Below are 13253 nucleotides of genomic sequence, written 5' to 3' on the forward strand. Positions count from 1 at the left end.
GTAGCTCCGGCAGGTTCGAGACGACGGCAGTTAGCGGGCGCCGGCAGTCGCGCGGCTGGCGCGGGGTCGCAGCGGTCGCGTCGGCGGGCGTCCGATCCCGATGGCGAACGGCGCGTTCAGGTGTTTTCCGCGGGCGTCTCGGCCGCGTTCGACTCGGTTTCGACCTCGCGTCCGCTCTGCGGTCGCTGCCCGTCGGGCGTCACCCCAGTCCCCGTCTGCGCAGTCGTCTCCTGCGGCGGCTGCGGCGGCTGAGTCTGGAGCGGCGCCGTCGGCTGCGTGGTGATACCCGACTGGAACTGAGGGAGCGGCTGTGCGGGCGGTTCCTGCGGCGGCTGATCGGTCGTCTGCCCGCCGGCGGGCGGCTGCTGGATCGCGGGCTGCTGCGGCGTAGCGGGCGGCTGCTGGTACGTCGGTTGCGGCTGGAACGTCGGTTGCGACGGGGGCGCCTGCTGCTGCGGTGTCGGCGCTCGCTGCTGCGGCGTCGGTGACTGCTGAGCCATTCCGGGCGATTGTTGGGGCTGCTGCGGCGTAGCAGGCGGCTGCTGGATCGGTGCGGACTGTTGAGGCTGCCCGCTCATCGGCTGCGATGTCGGCGCTTGTTGCTGGATCGTTGGCGGCTGCTGGGCTGTGGGCGGTTGTTGCTGCGGCGCGGCAGGCGGCTGCTGGATCGGCGCGGCCTGCTGGGGCTGCCCGGACGGCCCCGACGCGCCGTCCCAGGTCCCGTTCCCGGTCGCGGCTGTCGCGAACTGCTGGGTCGAAGCGAGCCCCTGCTGGCCGGCGTCACCGGCTCGTTCCATCCCCTGCTCGGCGAGCTGGGTCGCATCGCGAGCCGCGTTTTCGACGGTCGTGAGGTAGGTATCGAGCGCGTTGCGGGTGAGTTCGACGCTCTGGTCGTTCACCCAGTTGCCCATCTCCAGGCCGTCGAGCATGAGCTGGGCGGCGTTGCGCTGGAAGTCGACGGTTCCCTTGATGGGGATCTCCATCGCCTGTTCCATGGCGCGCTGGCTGTTTTCGAGTGCGTTTTGCTGGATTTCGATCGCCTTGCTGACGAGTTGATTTGGCTGACTCATTGGTGTGTGCGGAGCGGCGGACGGTGAGCGGACGATGCGCGTCGCTGACGGCGTCTCTACTCCCCTGCCTGTCACCGGCCGCTGCCGGTCCCCGAGACGCCGTCCGCTGCATCGGGACCGAGCCACGGCGCTCGTATAAATCGGCCGTACTGTTCAGTCGGGTTACGGGGATTCGACGGGTGTTACCGCCAGAAGCGCCCGTTTTCGGCGACGGCGCCGCCGAGTAATCCGCTCTCATCGCGGAACAGTCACAACGGACGACCCCGCCGAATCGGTAAGGTGCTCTTGAACCGGGCCGCTCCGGAATCCCCCGGAACCGCGCTCAGCCGACCCTCGTCGCCGTCTGTATGCAGCCATTCGGCGAAATCGTGTCGCTCAGGTTACGATACCGGGAGAGTCGCGACGCTCGTCGCGAGAGCGCAGCGAGAAAAGAGGGAGAGCGGAGTCGGCTATCGCGGAGGCTGGGGGTTCTGCTGGGGCTGGGCCGGCTGACGGGGCGGAACGATCGCGATCTGCCCGTCGCTGTAGACCGTCACCTGGTGGCCCCAGATAGTGAACGACAGGTGGCCGTTGAGCCGCGGCGTGCCGTCGTCTTTCGGCTTGAAGAGCTGGTCCATCGCCTCCGGATCCACGTGGTCGTTGAGGGTGAAGCCCGTGTCGGTCACGTCGACACCGGTCACGTCCGAGATTGCGTGCGCAAGCGTCGTCGTCAGCTCCGCCGACCCCTCGAAGTCGTGTTTGACGTAGTACGTCTGCGCGTTGCCGGCCTGCTGGTGTTCCTGGGCGGCCGGTTTGACGTACGTTTGGTTGCGATACATTGTTTGTGACAACCTCTCATTATCCATCGATTACTAAAAGCCTTTCTGCTCGGTCAACTGTTGGTACACGGATCCAACTGGGCGGCGTCCGCAGATTCCTCGTTCCCGATGCCTCCCGCTCGTCCGGTCGTACGGCCGGTAACCTCGGCTTATCCGCCGGTCTCGCTCACAGAGACCCCGTCGTTCGTCGGCGTGTAAAATCGATCAATTACCCACAACTGGCGCTGTCGCGGCCGCTCTGGGGTCCCGCGACGTCCGCCGATCTCTCGGCGCTGATAGACGGCGATCGACCCCCGACGTCGGCCCAGGTAAGCGAAGCAAGCGAGTCGGCTCGCCAGTAGCGAGCGGGCGACCGGCGCCCGTCCGGGGCGACCGCTCCCTGTATTCGCAAGCCGAATCGTATCGGGCCAGCGAGTCGGAAAGGAAACGTATGCAACTCGCGCAGTCGGACACCACCACGAAACGCGACGCGATGACCAGCGGCGCCCGGGTTCTCGCGCAGGAACTGATCCGCGAGCCCGTCAAGGAGGCCGTCAAAGAGGCCCTCCGCGAGGAAGCCGACGTCAGGGCCGCCGACGAAGACCGCGGCGGAATGATGGTCTCCACCGACGACCGCTCCGACGGGGGCGGTTCGGGTGGCCCCTCGATGGGGATGCTGGTGCTCGGACTCGCAGTCGTGGCCGGCGCCATCTACGCGCTCCGCCAGCGAGGCGGCGAGACCGAACAGTCCACCTGGTCGGAGTTCGAGGACGAACGCGATTCCGGTCCGCAGTCGACCGGATACAGCGAGTCGGCGTCGACCGAACACACCGGCACGGCCGCTGGCGAGTCCGGCGCGATGTCCGAATAACGACGCGATCGAACGACTCGTTTTCAGGGACCGATGACGTTCTCGATGAGCGTGCGGTGGCCGCGACGTAGCCGCTCGGAGAGCGCCTGGTGGGACACGTCGAGTTCGTCGGCCAGTTCCTCGAGCGTCGCCTCCCGCGGCACCTTGTAGTAACCGCGGTCGAGCGCCGCCTTGACGGTCGTGAACTGCTCGTCGGTGAGGTGGAAGCCGCCGAGCGAGGGCGCGTCGTCGAGGTTGTAGATCCGGGTCACGTCCAGGTCGATGTCGTGCTCGGCGCAGGCGTCGTAGGTCCGCGAGACGGCGTCGTGTTCGGGGAAGAACACCCGGAACGTCCAGCCGTCGTTCGTCCCGCGGGCGCTGACGATCGCGCCTTCCTCCTCGACGAGCACGTGCGTGACGAACCTGATCCGCGCCGTCCAGCGCATCCGGAACAGCGAGTCGTGGTTGCGCCGGGAGACCAGCGACACCTCGTCGGTCGTGTCGTCTGCTTCGAGCGCCTCCGTCACTGCCTCGGAGTCGGCGTCGCTGACCCACAGCAACGGGACGACCCGGTCGGTACCGTGCGTGACGAGCCTGACGGCGTCGAACTCCACCTCGGGGATCTCGTCGAACGTCTCGGAGAGCGCGAACTGCTCCGTCGGCAGCCCGGCTTTGACGATAGTACTCATCTGCGTACCCCGCGTTTCGGGTTCACCGGCCAATAGTATACGGCGCCCACCGTTGCAAATGCCGGGTTAGCGTTCCGAAAGGCGCGGATTACCCGCGCGACAGCCACGCTAAAGCTTCCCCTTGCCGTCGCAAGGGAAACGCTCCCATCGTTCCCGACGCTCCCACGGCCGCCCCGACCGTCTCCGAACCCGGCGCCACCCGGCATCCGGCCGATCTAGCCGTCGTCGCGTCCTGACTGAGCGCCGGAGCTGTCCCGACCGCCGAACGCCGATCGATCGCCGAACGCTGACTGCTCGCCGAGCGCCGACTGGCTGCTTCGCTCCGACTGACCGTCCCGACCCGAATGGTCGTCGCGGCTGACCTCGGACTCGTCCCCTGCCCCGGAATCGCCGTCGTTGCCGGTTTCCTGGCCCGGTCCCGACTCGCACGTCGAGTCGTCGCCCCGTTCCGGCGGTCTGCCCCGCTCGTCGGTCGGCCGGCGGAGTCGGGCCAGCGGGAACAGGTACCGCCGCGGGTCGCGCCGGGTCGAGACAGCCTTCGGGTAGACGGCCTCGACGACGGGTTCGTCCGGCGGATAGCCGTCGTTGCCGGGGTAGCTCGCGATCGTCCGGTCGTCGTCCGGCAGCGCGACCACGTCCGCCGGTCGGCCTGGCTCGGAGACGACCAGTAACGGCGTCTCCGCGTCGGCTTCGGCGTCGACGACCACGTCCCCGGGTTCGAGACGACAGTCGTCGCACAGCGCCGGCGGCGAATCCGCCGCGGAGACGGCGACCTGACGGTCGCACCCCCGGCAGGGGATCGTCCGCTCCGCCGGCGGCGGCACCCGGCCGAGGTTGATCTCGATGGCGACTCGCCTGACGTGTTCGCAGCGCGCGTCGTCGTCCGAATCGGCGCACGAGCAGTCGCTCGGCGCCAGCGAGACGTACTGCGAGCCGCCCTCGCAGTCGACGAGGTAGCCGTCGCCGAACGGACGGACCGTCATCGCCTCCGTCCACGCCCGGCGGGAGGCCTCGTCGAGGGCCGCGCCGTCGACTCGCTCGGCCGGTACCAGCGGCTGATCCGAGAGTGACGCTTGTGTGTTTCTCGTTCGCGTCATAGCTTTGGCCGCCCGATGCCGATCGGTCCCGCGTCCGCTTCGCCGACGACTGCGCCGTCGACGGCCGGAGACGGCCCGCACCGGGCGTTCCGTGGCGATCGAATATGCCATCCACCATCCTAAACCCTTCGCGGAATCCGGCCGTCCCGCCAGGAATCGGGGCCGCCCACCGCGTCTCGGCGACCGGGCGCGGCCCTGTCTACAGGTACGAACCGTCCCAGCGGGTGGCCTTGCGCCGGTTGCCGCACTCGCTGCACTCGATGCGGCCCATCGAGTCCATCGACGTCGCGATCGACTCGCAGTTGCTGCAGTACCAGCCGTACTCCTCCTCGAGGTCGCGGGTCCGGTAGACGGCGTAGAACGGCGCCTCAGACCCGCTGTCGCCCTCGCTGAAGTTCACGAACAGCTCGCCCTCGTCGCTGTCGATGGCCTCGACGACCGTCTCGTCGGCCGCGTCGCCGATAGCCCGCTGGTAGACGTACTCCTCGTGGGTCTCGTCGGCGATCGTCACCTCGGTTTCGCCCACGCGCTCGAAGCCGTCGGCCTCGTAGAACGACCACCCCTCCTCGTTGGCCGCGATCACGTCACCGCGGAGGACGTCGGCGCCGCGCTTCTCGAAGGTCTCCTGTGCGGCGCCGAGCAGCTGGCGGCCGACTCCCTCGTCACGTGCGTCCGGCGCGACGTGCAGCCAGTGGATCTCGCCGGCCGTCGGATCGGTGTCGACCAGCTCGCCCTGGACGAACCCGACCACCTCGTCGTCGTCCTCCGCGACCTGCCAGAACGTCGACTCCTCCTCGAGGTCCGCGTCGATCCGCTCGTCGTCGTACCACTCGTCGACGAGGTTCTCGACCGCGTCGTCGTCGAGGACGCTGTCGTACGAGGCGCGGAGCGACTCGGTGGCGACAGCGGCGATCCCGTCGGCGTCGCTGGTCCGGGCGTCCCTGACTTCCATGTCTCCCCTTCGGCCGCCTCCCCCTAAAGTCCCGGCACCGTTCTTTTTTCCGGCGAGGGCCCGAAAGACGGACGTATGCCCGACACCGACAGCGACGACGCTCCCGCCGGCGCACGAATGATGCTCGAGCCCGACTCCATCCACGAACAGGAGGGCGACCTCGCGATCGACTGCCCGCAGTGCGGGGCGACCGTCAGTATCCAGCACATCGTCGAGGAAGGGTACTGCCCCGGCTACCTCGAAGACGACGAGATGAACGCCGAGAGCGGCGGCGAGACCCCACAGGAAGGGGGCTGTGGCGCCCAGCTGTCGCTCGAACTCGTCTGGGAAGCCTGAGTCCCGGCCTCGAGTGCCCGCCGACCTTCGCTGCCGCCGCGCCGACAGTCAACTGCGGCGCTCTCCCGCTAGCCGACCCCTGACTGCGGATCCGCTCGCTCGCCACCAACGTAGCCGCTACCAGCGCAGCCGCTACCTGCCGACTGCTTGTTGCCGACGCGCGGGTCGGCCATCAACGAGTCGGCCGTCCGCGATCAGCCTCGGCAGCCTGCGGGTCGGCCGCTGACTCGCCGCGGTCCGACGCTGTCACGGCTCTCCGTGGACCGCCGAACGCGTCTATCCCTTCCGGTCGACGCCGAGGACGACTTCGTCTTCCTCGATGCGGGCGATGTGGTCGTTTTCGACGGGGTAGGTGTCGTCGTCGCCGCCACCGTCGGACCACCCGAGCGCGGTCCGGATCCGGTCGGTGATCGAGGGATGGGGGTCGACGTACATCTGCCCGTCGTCGACGGCAGCGACCATCCCGACCTCGTCGCCGCTCGCGTTGACGACCGTCTTCCCGGTGTCGTCCTCGGACGGCATCGACTCGCCGGCCCGCATCGTCTCGTCGGTGCCGGTTGTGGTGGTCCGCTCGTCGGTCTCGACCGTCTCGGTATCCGTGGTCGTCCGGTCGCCCGACGTGGTCACGGCGGTCAGGTCCCGGTCGTACTCGTCGGGCTCGACGATGTCGCTCTCGACGGCCATGTGCGAGATGGTCTCCGAGGAGAGCGTCTCGGCGTCGTGCACCTCGCCGGAGACCATCCTGCGGATCGAGACGTCCTCCTCGATCACCTGGCTGCGGAGCAGGTGCGTCTCGATGGCGTCGTCGTCGCGGAACCGGCTCTCGACGTGACCCTCCTCGACGGCCTGCTCGGCCGTGTGCGGCGAGTCGACGAGTTCGCCCTCCAGCACCGTCCGCTCGACGCCTTCCAGGTCGACCGTCTCGCGGATGGTGTCGCTCTCCAGCGTGTCCGTCTCCTGGGCGTCCACCTCGACGACCCGACTCTCGATGGTGATCCGCTCGACGTTCTCCTTCGTGATCGTCCAGGCCTCGTCGACCTCGATCTCGACGTCGCAGGCCAGCTCCGAGCGGGTCCCCGTCTGGAAGGTGTCGAGCGCCTCGAGGCCGGCGTCGGCCATGTCCACGTTCGTCACCTGACAGTCACTGACGTCGCGGGAGATGAGTTCGGCGTCGACGGTGTCGGACTCGATCAGTTCGCGGTCGGTGACCTCGCTCTCGACCGAGACCTCCTCGACGATGGTGCGCTCGACGACCGAGCGCTCGGTGAACTCCGACCGGACGGTCTCGCCTTCGAGCAACTCCTGTTCGATCTCCTCGTCTGTGATGGCGGCGTGGCCGACTACTTCCGCCCGGTCGACGACGTCGAACTCGCCCGCGTCCTCGTCTCGGACGACGACCATCTCTCGGTCGCGCATTTCCGTGTCGAACTCGTTCCACTCGAGGCGGTCGTGGCGGTCCTCCAGTTCGGACTCGCGGACGAACTCCATCCGCGTCTCGCCGCCTTCCTCGTACTGAACGGGCACCATCTCGTGGGTTTCGCCCCAGTCTCTGATCGTGTCGGTGTCTGTCGTGATCTGGCTCTCTCGCGGCGTGTCTCCTTGTCTCGACATCACCCCGACGTTCGGGCGGACGACTCAAAAGAACACAGTCAGTTCAGCCGCGATCGCGCCGGTATCGTCGGCATACCCGGAATTTGTTCGTGGTTTATCTACAGGGGTTGCGTGCGCAACCTCGTGACTTTCCGAGCGAGAGCGGCTATGTCAATTGCTGTCATCCATGAGTCTACAGTACACCTCGACGGTCCTGCAGACGGACGTATCGGATACCATCGAACAGACGCTCGCCGACATCGTCGCGTTCCTGCCGAGACTGGTCGGCGCGGTCATCATTCTGGTCATCGGCTGGCTGATCGGCATCGCGGTCGGGAAGGCCGTGCAGCGGCTGACGGACGCTATCGAACTCGACCGGATGACGATGGGCACCCCGCTCGGTCGCATCATGGGCGGGAGCGAAGGAGCGGTGTCGTCGACGTTCGGCAAGCTGGCCAAGTGGTTCGTCGTCGCACTGGCGGTCCTGGCGGCCGCGAACGTCCTCGCGATCGACCTGCTCTCCGAGTGGGTCAGCACGGCAGTCTCGTACCTGCCGGCGTTCATCGCGGGCCTGCTGGTGATCGTCGTCGGCTTCGTCGTCGCCGACTTCATCGGCGACGCGATCATGCGGACGCGCGCCGCCACCCAGACCTCCTACACGTCGTGGTTCGCGACGGGAACCCGGATGTTCCTGTATTTCACCGCCATCGTCATCGGCCTCGACACGATGGGGATCGACGTCAGTATCCTCTACACGTTCGCCGAGGCCTTCGCGTGGGGACTGGCGGCCGCTATCGCCATCGGCGTCGGGATCGCGATCGGCTGGGGCGGCCACTCCTACGTCGCGGAGAACATCGAACGCTGGATGGGATCGGCCAAGTCCGCGACGCCACAACCCAGCGGTTCGGCCGCCACCGACGGCGGGTCGGACCGCACGACCGGCGAGGGGGTTGACGACTGAGTCCGACCCGTGACCCCCCTCCCGACGGCGGAAGAGGCCGAAAACCCCTCGTCCCGAGACAGACTGTGACCGGTAGGTGAACTCACCGAATGGCCCCGTCGTCGGCGCTGCTCGCGGAGCGGCTCCTCCCGGCGCTGCTCGCGCTCGCGCTCGCTTCCGTCCACCTCCTCGCCCGGAGCGAACTGTTCCTGACCCGGCTCTCGCGGGGACGGTTCCTCTCGTTCGCGGGCGGCGTCTCGGTCGCCTACGTGTTCGTCCACGTCCTCCCGGAGATCGACGACTACCGCGAGCCGATGGGTCAGCACGCCCTGCTGGGCCTCCCGACCGAGAAGGAAGTGTACCTCGTGACGATGCTCGGGTTCGTCGTCTACTACGGGCTCGAACGACTGGCTCGCCAGTCGGCCGACGAGTCGCTGGACGACAAACCCAGCCCCGGGATCTTCCGCATCCACGTCGGCGCCTACGCGGCGTACAACGCCGTCGTCGGCTACCTCCTCTTCCACCAGGAGGCCCCGGGCGTCAGCAACCTCCTGTTGTTCTCCCTCGCGCTCGGCCTGCACTTCCTGTTGAACGACGTGTCGCTGGAGGACCAACACGAAGCGGCCTACCACCGGGTCGGCCGCTGGGCGCTCGCGGGGTCCGTCCTCGTCGGCGCCGCCGTCGGCGCGCTCACGGAACTCGACCGGGTCACGCTCGGGCTCCTCTTCGCCTTCCTCTCCGGCGGGATCGTGTTGAGCGTCGTCCGCGAGGAACTCCCCGCCGAACGGGAAGGGAAGTTCTGGGCGTTCACCGCCGGCGTCGCCGTCTATACCGCCGTGTTGCTCCTGACGTGAGACCCCTCGGCTCAGTCGCGGTCGCTCTCCCACTCGGGCGCGGTCTCACGGCGGTAGGCGTCGAGGTGGTCGCGAGCGGTCTCCAGGTGCGACGTCGGGAGGTCGCCCAGATCGTTCCCCAGCGTCGTGAGCTGGCGCTCCATCTCTTCGATCCGGTCGCCCATCGCGTCCTCCTCGACCGAGTCCTCGTCCAGCGTCTGCAGCGCCTCGCGGATCGAGGCGAGCTGTTCCTCTGCGGTGCCGTCGTCGGTGATCTCGCGAGCGGAGTCGATCGCGTCTCTGGCGTCGGCTAGCCTCCGATCCATATCCCGATCTACGGGGGCCGGAGGGAAAGAAGTCCGGGCGGCCGGAAACAGCACGCACAGCCCCTCTCGGAAGCATCCAGAGATCTCCGGTCTCGGGGCTCAGTCTATTCCTTTAGGCACCGTTCTGATGTGGGTAGGGACGAAACGTGCCTATCATGACTCACGGGGTTGACAATCCAGCGGTCACGGAGGAGCGTGCAGCGGATACCAGCGGCCGCGGCGAGCGATTCGCGGACGCGACCGACCACGGCGAACGGCTCGCGGACGCGCTCGACGATCCGCACTGCCGGTACCTGTTGAAGTACCTGCGGGACGCGGACGGCGCGGTCTCCGTCTCCGAGGTCGCGACCTACGTCGTCTCACAGCTCACCGACAGCCCGCCGGACGAGGTCTCCACCGACGTCGAGCGGCGCGTCCAGACCTGGTTCTACCACGGACAGCTCCCGATGCTCGACGACTACGGGGTGATCGACTTCGACCCCGACTCCGGGACCGTCCGCCTCGCCGACGACCCGCCCGCCTGAGCGACCCTTCGGCGCGATTGCCAGCCTCGGTCGAGGCGAGCGACCGACTGTCCGGTATTTTCGGGCTAGTTTCGTCCGTTTCCCCCGCCTCGATGCCGGCTCGCACTAAGCGACGTGTAACTATGCCTCGATAGCGTCTGGTTCGAACCGGGCCGACGAGCGACCGCCGAGCGACAGGCGGCGCGATACCCACAACCTATGGACCGACACAGTTCGAACCACAACGACCAGCGACGACAGTCGAATCACGACCAGAACCGTCACGGCCAGCAGCACGGTCAGCACCAGCACGGTCAACACCAGCAAGGTCAGCAGCAACAGGGCCAACACGGCCAGCACCAACAGCATGGCCAACAGCAGCAGGGCCACCACCAGGGAATGCGACACGGGCAGCAACAGCAGAGCGGCCGCCACGAACAGGGCATGCGACACGGGCAGCAGGACCAGCACGGCCGGCAACACAACCAGCAGCTGACAGGCGGCCAGCACAGCCAGCACGGACAGGGCAACCAGTACGGCCAGCAGTCCTACGATCAGGGGCCCTACGGCACCCAGCAGGACTACGGAAACCAGCGCGAGCGCGGCCGCCAGCACCAGAGCGGCCAGCACCAACAGAGCCAGCACGGTCAGCAGCAGAGCGGGCAGCACCAACAGGGCCACCAGCAACACGGCCAACACAGCGGTCAGCAGCACCAGCAGGGCCACCACAGCGGCCATCAGCAGGGCCAACGTAGCGGTCAGCAGCACCAGCAGAGTCACCAGCAAGACCACCAGCAGAGCCAGTTCGGCGGCCAGCAGGGCCAGCACAGCCAGCAGAGCGGCCACCAACAGCACCGTAGTCAGCAGGAACGTCACCGGCGCCAGCAGCAGGGCCAGCAGGAAGGCCAACTCCACCAGCGCGGACAAAACCAGCAGGGCGAGTTCGGGCAAGGACAGCAGGGCGTCCAGCGCGGCGGCCAGCGTCACGGCCAGCAGGGACAGTTCGGCCAGCGCGAGCGCGGCCAGCAGGGCGGGCTACAACACCAGCAGAGCCGCTACCAGCAGCGTCGCTCCGGCGACCGCCACGAGCAGGAGAGCGACCACTACAGTTCGGGGGGTCGGTGACGATGGCCGACCGAACCTCCATCACCGACGACGACCAGGGCAAGCCGATCATGGACAGCAGCGGCGAGAAGATCGGCGTCGTCTCCGAGGTCCGCGGCGGGACCGCCTACGTCAACCCCGACCCCGGGATCACCGACACCGTGTCGTCGAAGCTCGGCTGGAGCAGCGCGGACGAGGACGACTACCCGCTGCCCGCCGACGCGATATCGACGATCACCGACGACGAAATCCGGCTCTCCTGACCCGGGAGCCGGTTCGTTCCGACTGTTTCGACCGTTCTATTGCTCCCACCTCCGAACGATCCCGTTCGATAGCGCCGCTACGGCCGTTCTCGAAAACGGGACGCGAGAGCAACTCGGCGGCCGGCGGCGCCGCTCGCGAACGAGAAATCGAATCCGCCTAACAGTGATACCGTTGTTAAGCTCGGCCTGTCGAAGATATCGAGCGGCTAGGTCACCGGTCGACGCTGCCGAGGACGATGTCGAGGCTGCCGAGCGCGGCGATCAGGTCGGGGATGAGTTCGCCCTCGGCCATCTCGGGGAGCGTCGAGAGGTTGTGGAAACATGGACTGCGGATCTTGAACCGGGCGGGCGAGTCGGTCCCGTCCGAGCGGATGTAGACGCCCATCTCGCCCTTCGCGGACTCGACCGCGCGGTAGATCTCGGTGTCGGGGTCCGGGCGCAACGTGCGCGGCACGTTCGCCTGGATCGTCCGCTCGTCTTCAGGCCAGTCCTCCAGCAGGTCGATACACTGGGAGACGATGCGGGCCGACTCTTCGACCTCCTGCAGGCGGACGAGCACGCGCGCGTAGTTGTCACAGCCCTCCTGGACGGCCACGTCCCAGTCGAGTTCGGGGTAGTAGCCGTAGGGGTCGTCCCGGCGCAGGTCGTAGTCGATGCCCGACCCGCGGGCGATCGGTCCCGTCGCGCCGTAGGACTTGGCGATCTCCGGGTCGAGATAGCCCGTGTCGACGCAGCGCATCTGGAACAGCTCGTTGTTCGACAGCAGGTCGTGGTACTCGCCCATGCGGTCGGGGAGGTCGTCGATGAACGCCCGGACCTTGTCGAACCACTCCGAGCGCGGGGTCGGGATGTCGAAGGCCACGCCCCCTACCCGGAAGTAGTAGAACATCATCCGCTGGCCGGTCAGGTCTTCGAGGATGTTCTGGACGATCTCGCGGTCGCGGAAGCCGTACTGGAACGCGGCGGTGAAGTCGCCGTTGATGTCCAGCGAGAACGTCGCGGTGGCGAGGAAGTGGCCGTACATCCGGCCGAGTTCCGTCGCCATCGTCCGCAGCACCTGCGCGTAGTCCGGAATCTCGATGTCCGCCAGGTCCTCGATGGCGCGGGCAACGGCCCACTCGTTAGGCATGTTCGCCGTGTAGTCCCACCGGTCGGCGTAGGGGATGATCTTGTGGCGGTAGGTGCCCTGCTGGCACATCTGCTCCTCGCAGCGGTGCAGGTAGCCGATGTCGGGGTTGACGTCCGCGACCTGCTCGCCGTCGAGCACCGTCTCGAGGTGGAGCACGCCGTGGGTCGCCGGGTGGTGCGGGCCGACGTTGATGAACATCGTCCCCGGATCGGTCCCGCCCCCCTCGTTCATCGACTCCGGAGAGCTCGTGGCCGACTGGAGCGGCTGGTGCTCGTTGAACGGGACGATCTGCGACTCCGTCTGGTCGTAATCGAGCGAGAGCGGGTGGCCCTGCCACGTCTCGGGCAAGAGAATCCGCCGCAGGTCGGGATGGCCGTCGTACTCGATGCCGACGAGGTCGTAGGCCTCCCGTTCGTGCCAGCCGGCCGTGCTGTAGACGGGCGCCGCCGACTCGTTGCTCGGGTCGTCCTTGGTCATCGGGACGACGATGTCGACCTCCCGCGTCCGCTGGTCGTAGCTCGTGAGGTGGTAGATCGACTCGTAGCGGTCGTGGTACTCCTGGGCGGTGAGACAGCTCAGGTGGTCGAACCCGCCCTCGTCGCGCAGGTCGAACAGGACTGACTGGACGTCGCCCGGCGAGATGACGAACCCCGGCGCGTGGACGTGGTCGTCGCGGCCGAGGAGTCGGTCGCCGATGATCGCCTCGACCTCGCTCGGTTTCGCCTCCGTCTCCTCCGCTTCACTCAGTTCCGTCTCTGTACTCATGGCTGGTTC

15 protein-coding genes are annotated in these 13253 nt (G+C 67.5%); 6 read left to right on the forward strand and 9 right to left on the reverse strand.

The annotated features are described in order from the left end of the window. Positions 1 to 116 precede the first annotated feature (116 nt). Complete coding sequence (locus AB2U09_RS00465) at positions 117 to 1070, reverse strand: hypothetical protein (RefSeq protein ID WP_459190722.1); 954 nt, start codon at positions 1068 to 1070, stop codon at positions 117 to 119. Between the two features lie 449 nt (positions 1071 to 1519). Further along, positions 1520 to 1888, reverse strand: a complete 369-nt coding sequence (locus AB2U09_RS00470; protein WP_459190723.1) for a HalOD1 output domain-containing protein — start codon at positions 1886 to 1888, stop codon at positions 1520 to 1522. Positions 1889 to 2318: 430 nt separating this feature from the next. Between AB2U09_RS00470 and AB2U09_RS00475 the strand changes: the two genes are divergently transcribed. After that, positions 2319 to 2738: a hypothetical protein gene (locus tag AB2U09_RS00475; RefSeq protein WP_459190724.1), complete on the forward strand. Its 420-nt coding sequence runs from the start codon at positions 2319 to 2321 to the stop codon at positions 2736 to 2738. A gap of 23 nt (positions 2739 to 2761) precedes the next feature. On the opposite strand, the gene AB2U09_RS00480 is transcribed toward AB2U09_RS00475, so the two are convergent. From AB2U09_RS00480 to AB2U09_RS00490, 3 genes are all read right to left on the reverse strand, one after another. Next, positions 2762 to 3406 (reverse strand): helix-turn-helix domain-containing protein, encoded by a 645-nt coding sequence (locus AB2U09_RS00480; protein WP_459190725.1) that lies wholly within the window; start codon positions 3404 to 3406, stop codon positions 2762 to 2764. 215 nt (positions 3407 to 3621) lie between these two features. Further along, positions 3622 to 4503, reverse strand: a complete 882-nt coding sequence (locus AB2U09_RS00485; protein WP_459190726.1) for an SWIM zinc finger family protein — start codon at positions 4501 to 4503, stop codon at positions 3622 to 3624. Positions 4504 to 4702: 199 nt separating this feature from the next. Beyond that, entirely contained in the window at positions 4703 to 5455 is a 753-nt protein-coding gene (locus AB2U09_RS00490) for a GNAT family N-acetyltransferase (RefSeq protein ID WP_459190727.1), read from the reverse strand. Between the two features lie 75 nt (positions 5456 to 5530). Between AB2U09_RS00490 and AB2U09_RS00495 the strand changes: the two genes are divergently transcribed. Continuing rightward, entirely contained in the window at positions 5531 to 5791 is a 261-nt protein-coding gene (locus AB2U09_RS00495; RefSeq protein ID WP_459190728.1) for a hypothetical protein, read from the forward strand. A gap of 276 nt (positions 5792 to 6067) precedes the next feature. Here the strand turns inward: AB2U09_RS00495 and AB2U09_RS00500 are convergent, their stop codons facing one another. Beyond that, complete coding sequence (locus tag AB2U09_RS00500; protein WP_459190729.1) at positions 6068 to 7402, reverse strand: DUF8593 domain-containing protein; 1335 nt, start codon at positions 7400 to 7402, stop codon at positions 6068 to 6070. Positions 7403 to 7568: 166 nt separating this feature from the next. Between AB2U09_RS00500 and AB2U09_RS00505 the strand changes: the two genes are divergently transcribed. Both AB2U09_RS00505 and AB2U09_RS00510 read left to right on the forward strand, forming a co-directional pair. Continuing rightward, positions 7569 to 8342 carry a mechanosensitive ion channel family protein gene (locus tag AB2U09_RS00505; protein WP_459190730.1) on the forward strand — a complete coding sequence of 258 codons (774 nt, stop codon included), beginning with the start codon at positions 7569 to 7571 and terminating at the stop codon, positions 8340 to 8342. A gap of 89 nt (positions 8343 to 8431) precedes the next feature. After that, entirely contained in the window at positions 8432 to 9175 is a 744-nt protein-coding gene (locus AB2U09_RS00510) for a ZIP family transporter (protein ID WP_459190731.1), read from the forward strand. 11 nt (positions 9176 to 9186) lie between these two features. Here the strand turns inward: AB2U09_RS00510 and AB2U09_RS00515 are convergent, their stop codons facing one another. After that, positions 9187 to 9480, reverse strand: coding sequence for a DUF7553 family protein (locus AB2U09_RS00515; RefSeq protein ID WP_459190732.1), 294 nt, complete (start codon positions 9478 to 9480; stop codon positions 9187 to 9189). Between the two features lie 155 nt (positions 9481 to 9635). Between AB2U09_RS00515 and AB2U09_RS00520 the strand changes: the two genes are divergently transcribed. Then, on the forward strand, positions 9636 to 10004 hold the full coding sequence (locus AB2U09_RS00520; protein ID WP_459190733.1) for a DUF7344 domain-containing protein: 369 nt from the start codon (positions 9636 to 9638) through the stop codon (positions 10002 to 10004). Between the two features lie 120 nt (positions 10005 to 10124). Here the strand turns inward: AB2U09_RS00520 and AB2U09_RS00525 are convergent, their stop codons facing one another. Further along, the gene (locus AB2U09_RS00525; protein ID WP_459190734.1) at positions 10125 to 10970 is read right to left on the reverse strand and encodes a hypothetical protein; all 846 of its coding nucleotides are present in this window, start codon (positions 10968 to 10970) and stop codon (positions 10125 to 10127) included. A gap of 140 nt (positions 10971 to 11110) precedes the next feature. Here AB2U09_RS00525 and AB2U09_RS00530 point away from each other — a divergent pair, with 140 nt between their 5' ends. Then, positions 11111 to 11350 carry a DUF8593 domain-containing protein gene (locus AB2U09_RS00530; protein ID WP_459190735.1) on the forward strand — a complete coding sequence of 80 codons (240 nt, stop codon included), beginning with the start codon at positions 11111 to 11113 and terminating at the stop codon, positions 11348 to 11350. Positions 11351 to 11561: 211 nt separating this feature from the next. On the opposite strand, the gene AB2U09_RS00535 is transcribed toward AB2U09_RS00530, so the two are convergent. Next, positions 11562 to 13244 (reverse strand): NADH-quinone oxidoreductase subunit D, encoded by a 1683-nt coding sequence (locus tag AB2U09_RS00535; protein WP_459190736.1) that lies wholly within the window; start codon positions 13242 to 13244, stop codon positions 11562 to 11564. Between the last annotated feature and the right edge of the window lie 9 nt (positions 13245 to 13253).

The sequence above is a fragment of the Halosimplex yunnanense genome, assembly GCF_054504345.1.

Coding starts and splice junctions, on each gene's coding strand:
- AB2U09_RS00520 (WP_459190733.1), top strand. CDS start 9,636: ATGACTCACGGGGTTGACAATCCAGCGGTCACGGAGGAGCGTGCAGCG.
- AB2U09_RS00475 (WP_459190724.1), top strand. CDS start 2,319: ATGCAACTCGCGCAGTCGGACACCACCACGAAACGCGACGCGATGACC.
- AB2U09_RS00495 (WP_459190728.1), top strand. CDS start 5,531: ATGCCCGACACCGACAGCGACGACGCTCCCGCCGGCGCACGAATGATG.
- AB2U09_RS00500 (WP_459190729.1), bottom strand. CDS start 7,402: ATGTCGAGACAAGGAGACACGCCGCGAGAGAGCCAGATCACGACAGAC.
- AB2U09_RS00470 (WP_459190723.1), bottom strand. CDS start 1,888: ATGTATCGCAACCAAACGTACGTCAAACCGGCCGCCCAGGAACACCAG.
- AB2U09_RS00515 (WP_459190732.1), bottom strand. CDS start 9,480: ATGGATCGGAGGCTAGCCGACGCCAGAGACGCGATCGACTCCGCTCGC.
- AB2U09_RS00480 (WP_459190725.1), bottom strand. CDS start 3,406: ATGAGTACTATCGTCAAAGCCGGGCTGCCGACGGAGCAGTTCGCGCTC.
- AB2U09_RS00485 (WP_459190726.1), bottom strand. CDS start 4,503: ATGACGCGAACGAGAAACACACAAGCGTCACTCTCGGATCAGCCGCTG.
- AB2U09_RS00505 (WP_459190730.1), top strand. CDS start 7,569: ATGAGTCTACAGTACACCTCGACGGTCCTGCAGACGGACGTATCGGAT.
- AB2U09_RS00530 (WP_459190735.1), top strand. CDS start 11,111: ATGGCCGACCGAACCTCCATCACCGACGACGACCAGGGCAAGCCGATC.
- AB2U09_RS00510 (WP_459190731.1), top strand. CDS start 8,432: ATGGCCCCGTCGTCGGCGCTGCTCGCGGAGCGGCTCCTCCCGGCGCTG.
- AB2U09_RS00490 (WP_459190727.1), bottom strand. CDS start 5,455: ATGGAAGTCAGGGACGCCCGGACCAGCGACGCCGACGGGATCGCCGCT.
- AB2U09_RS00535 (WP_459190736.1), bottom strand. CDS start 13,244: ATGAGTACAGAGACGGAACTGAGTGAAGCGGAGGAGACGGAGGCGAAA.
- AB2U09_RS00465 (WP_459190722.1), bottom strand. CDS start 1,070: ATGAGTCAGCCAAATCAACTCGTCAGCAAGGCGATCGAAATCCAGCAA.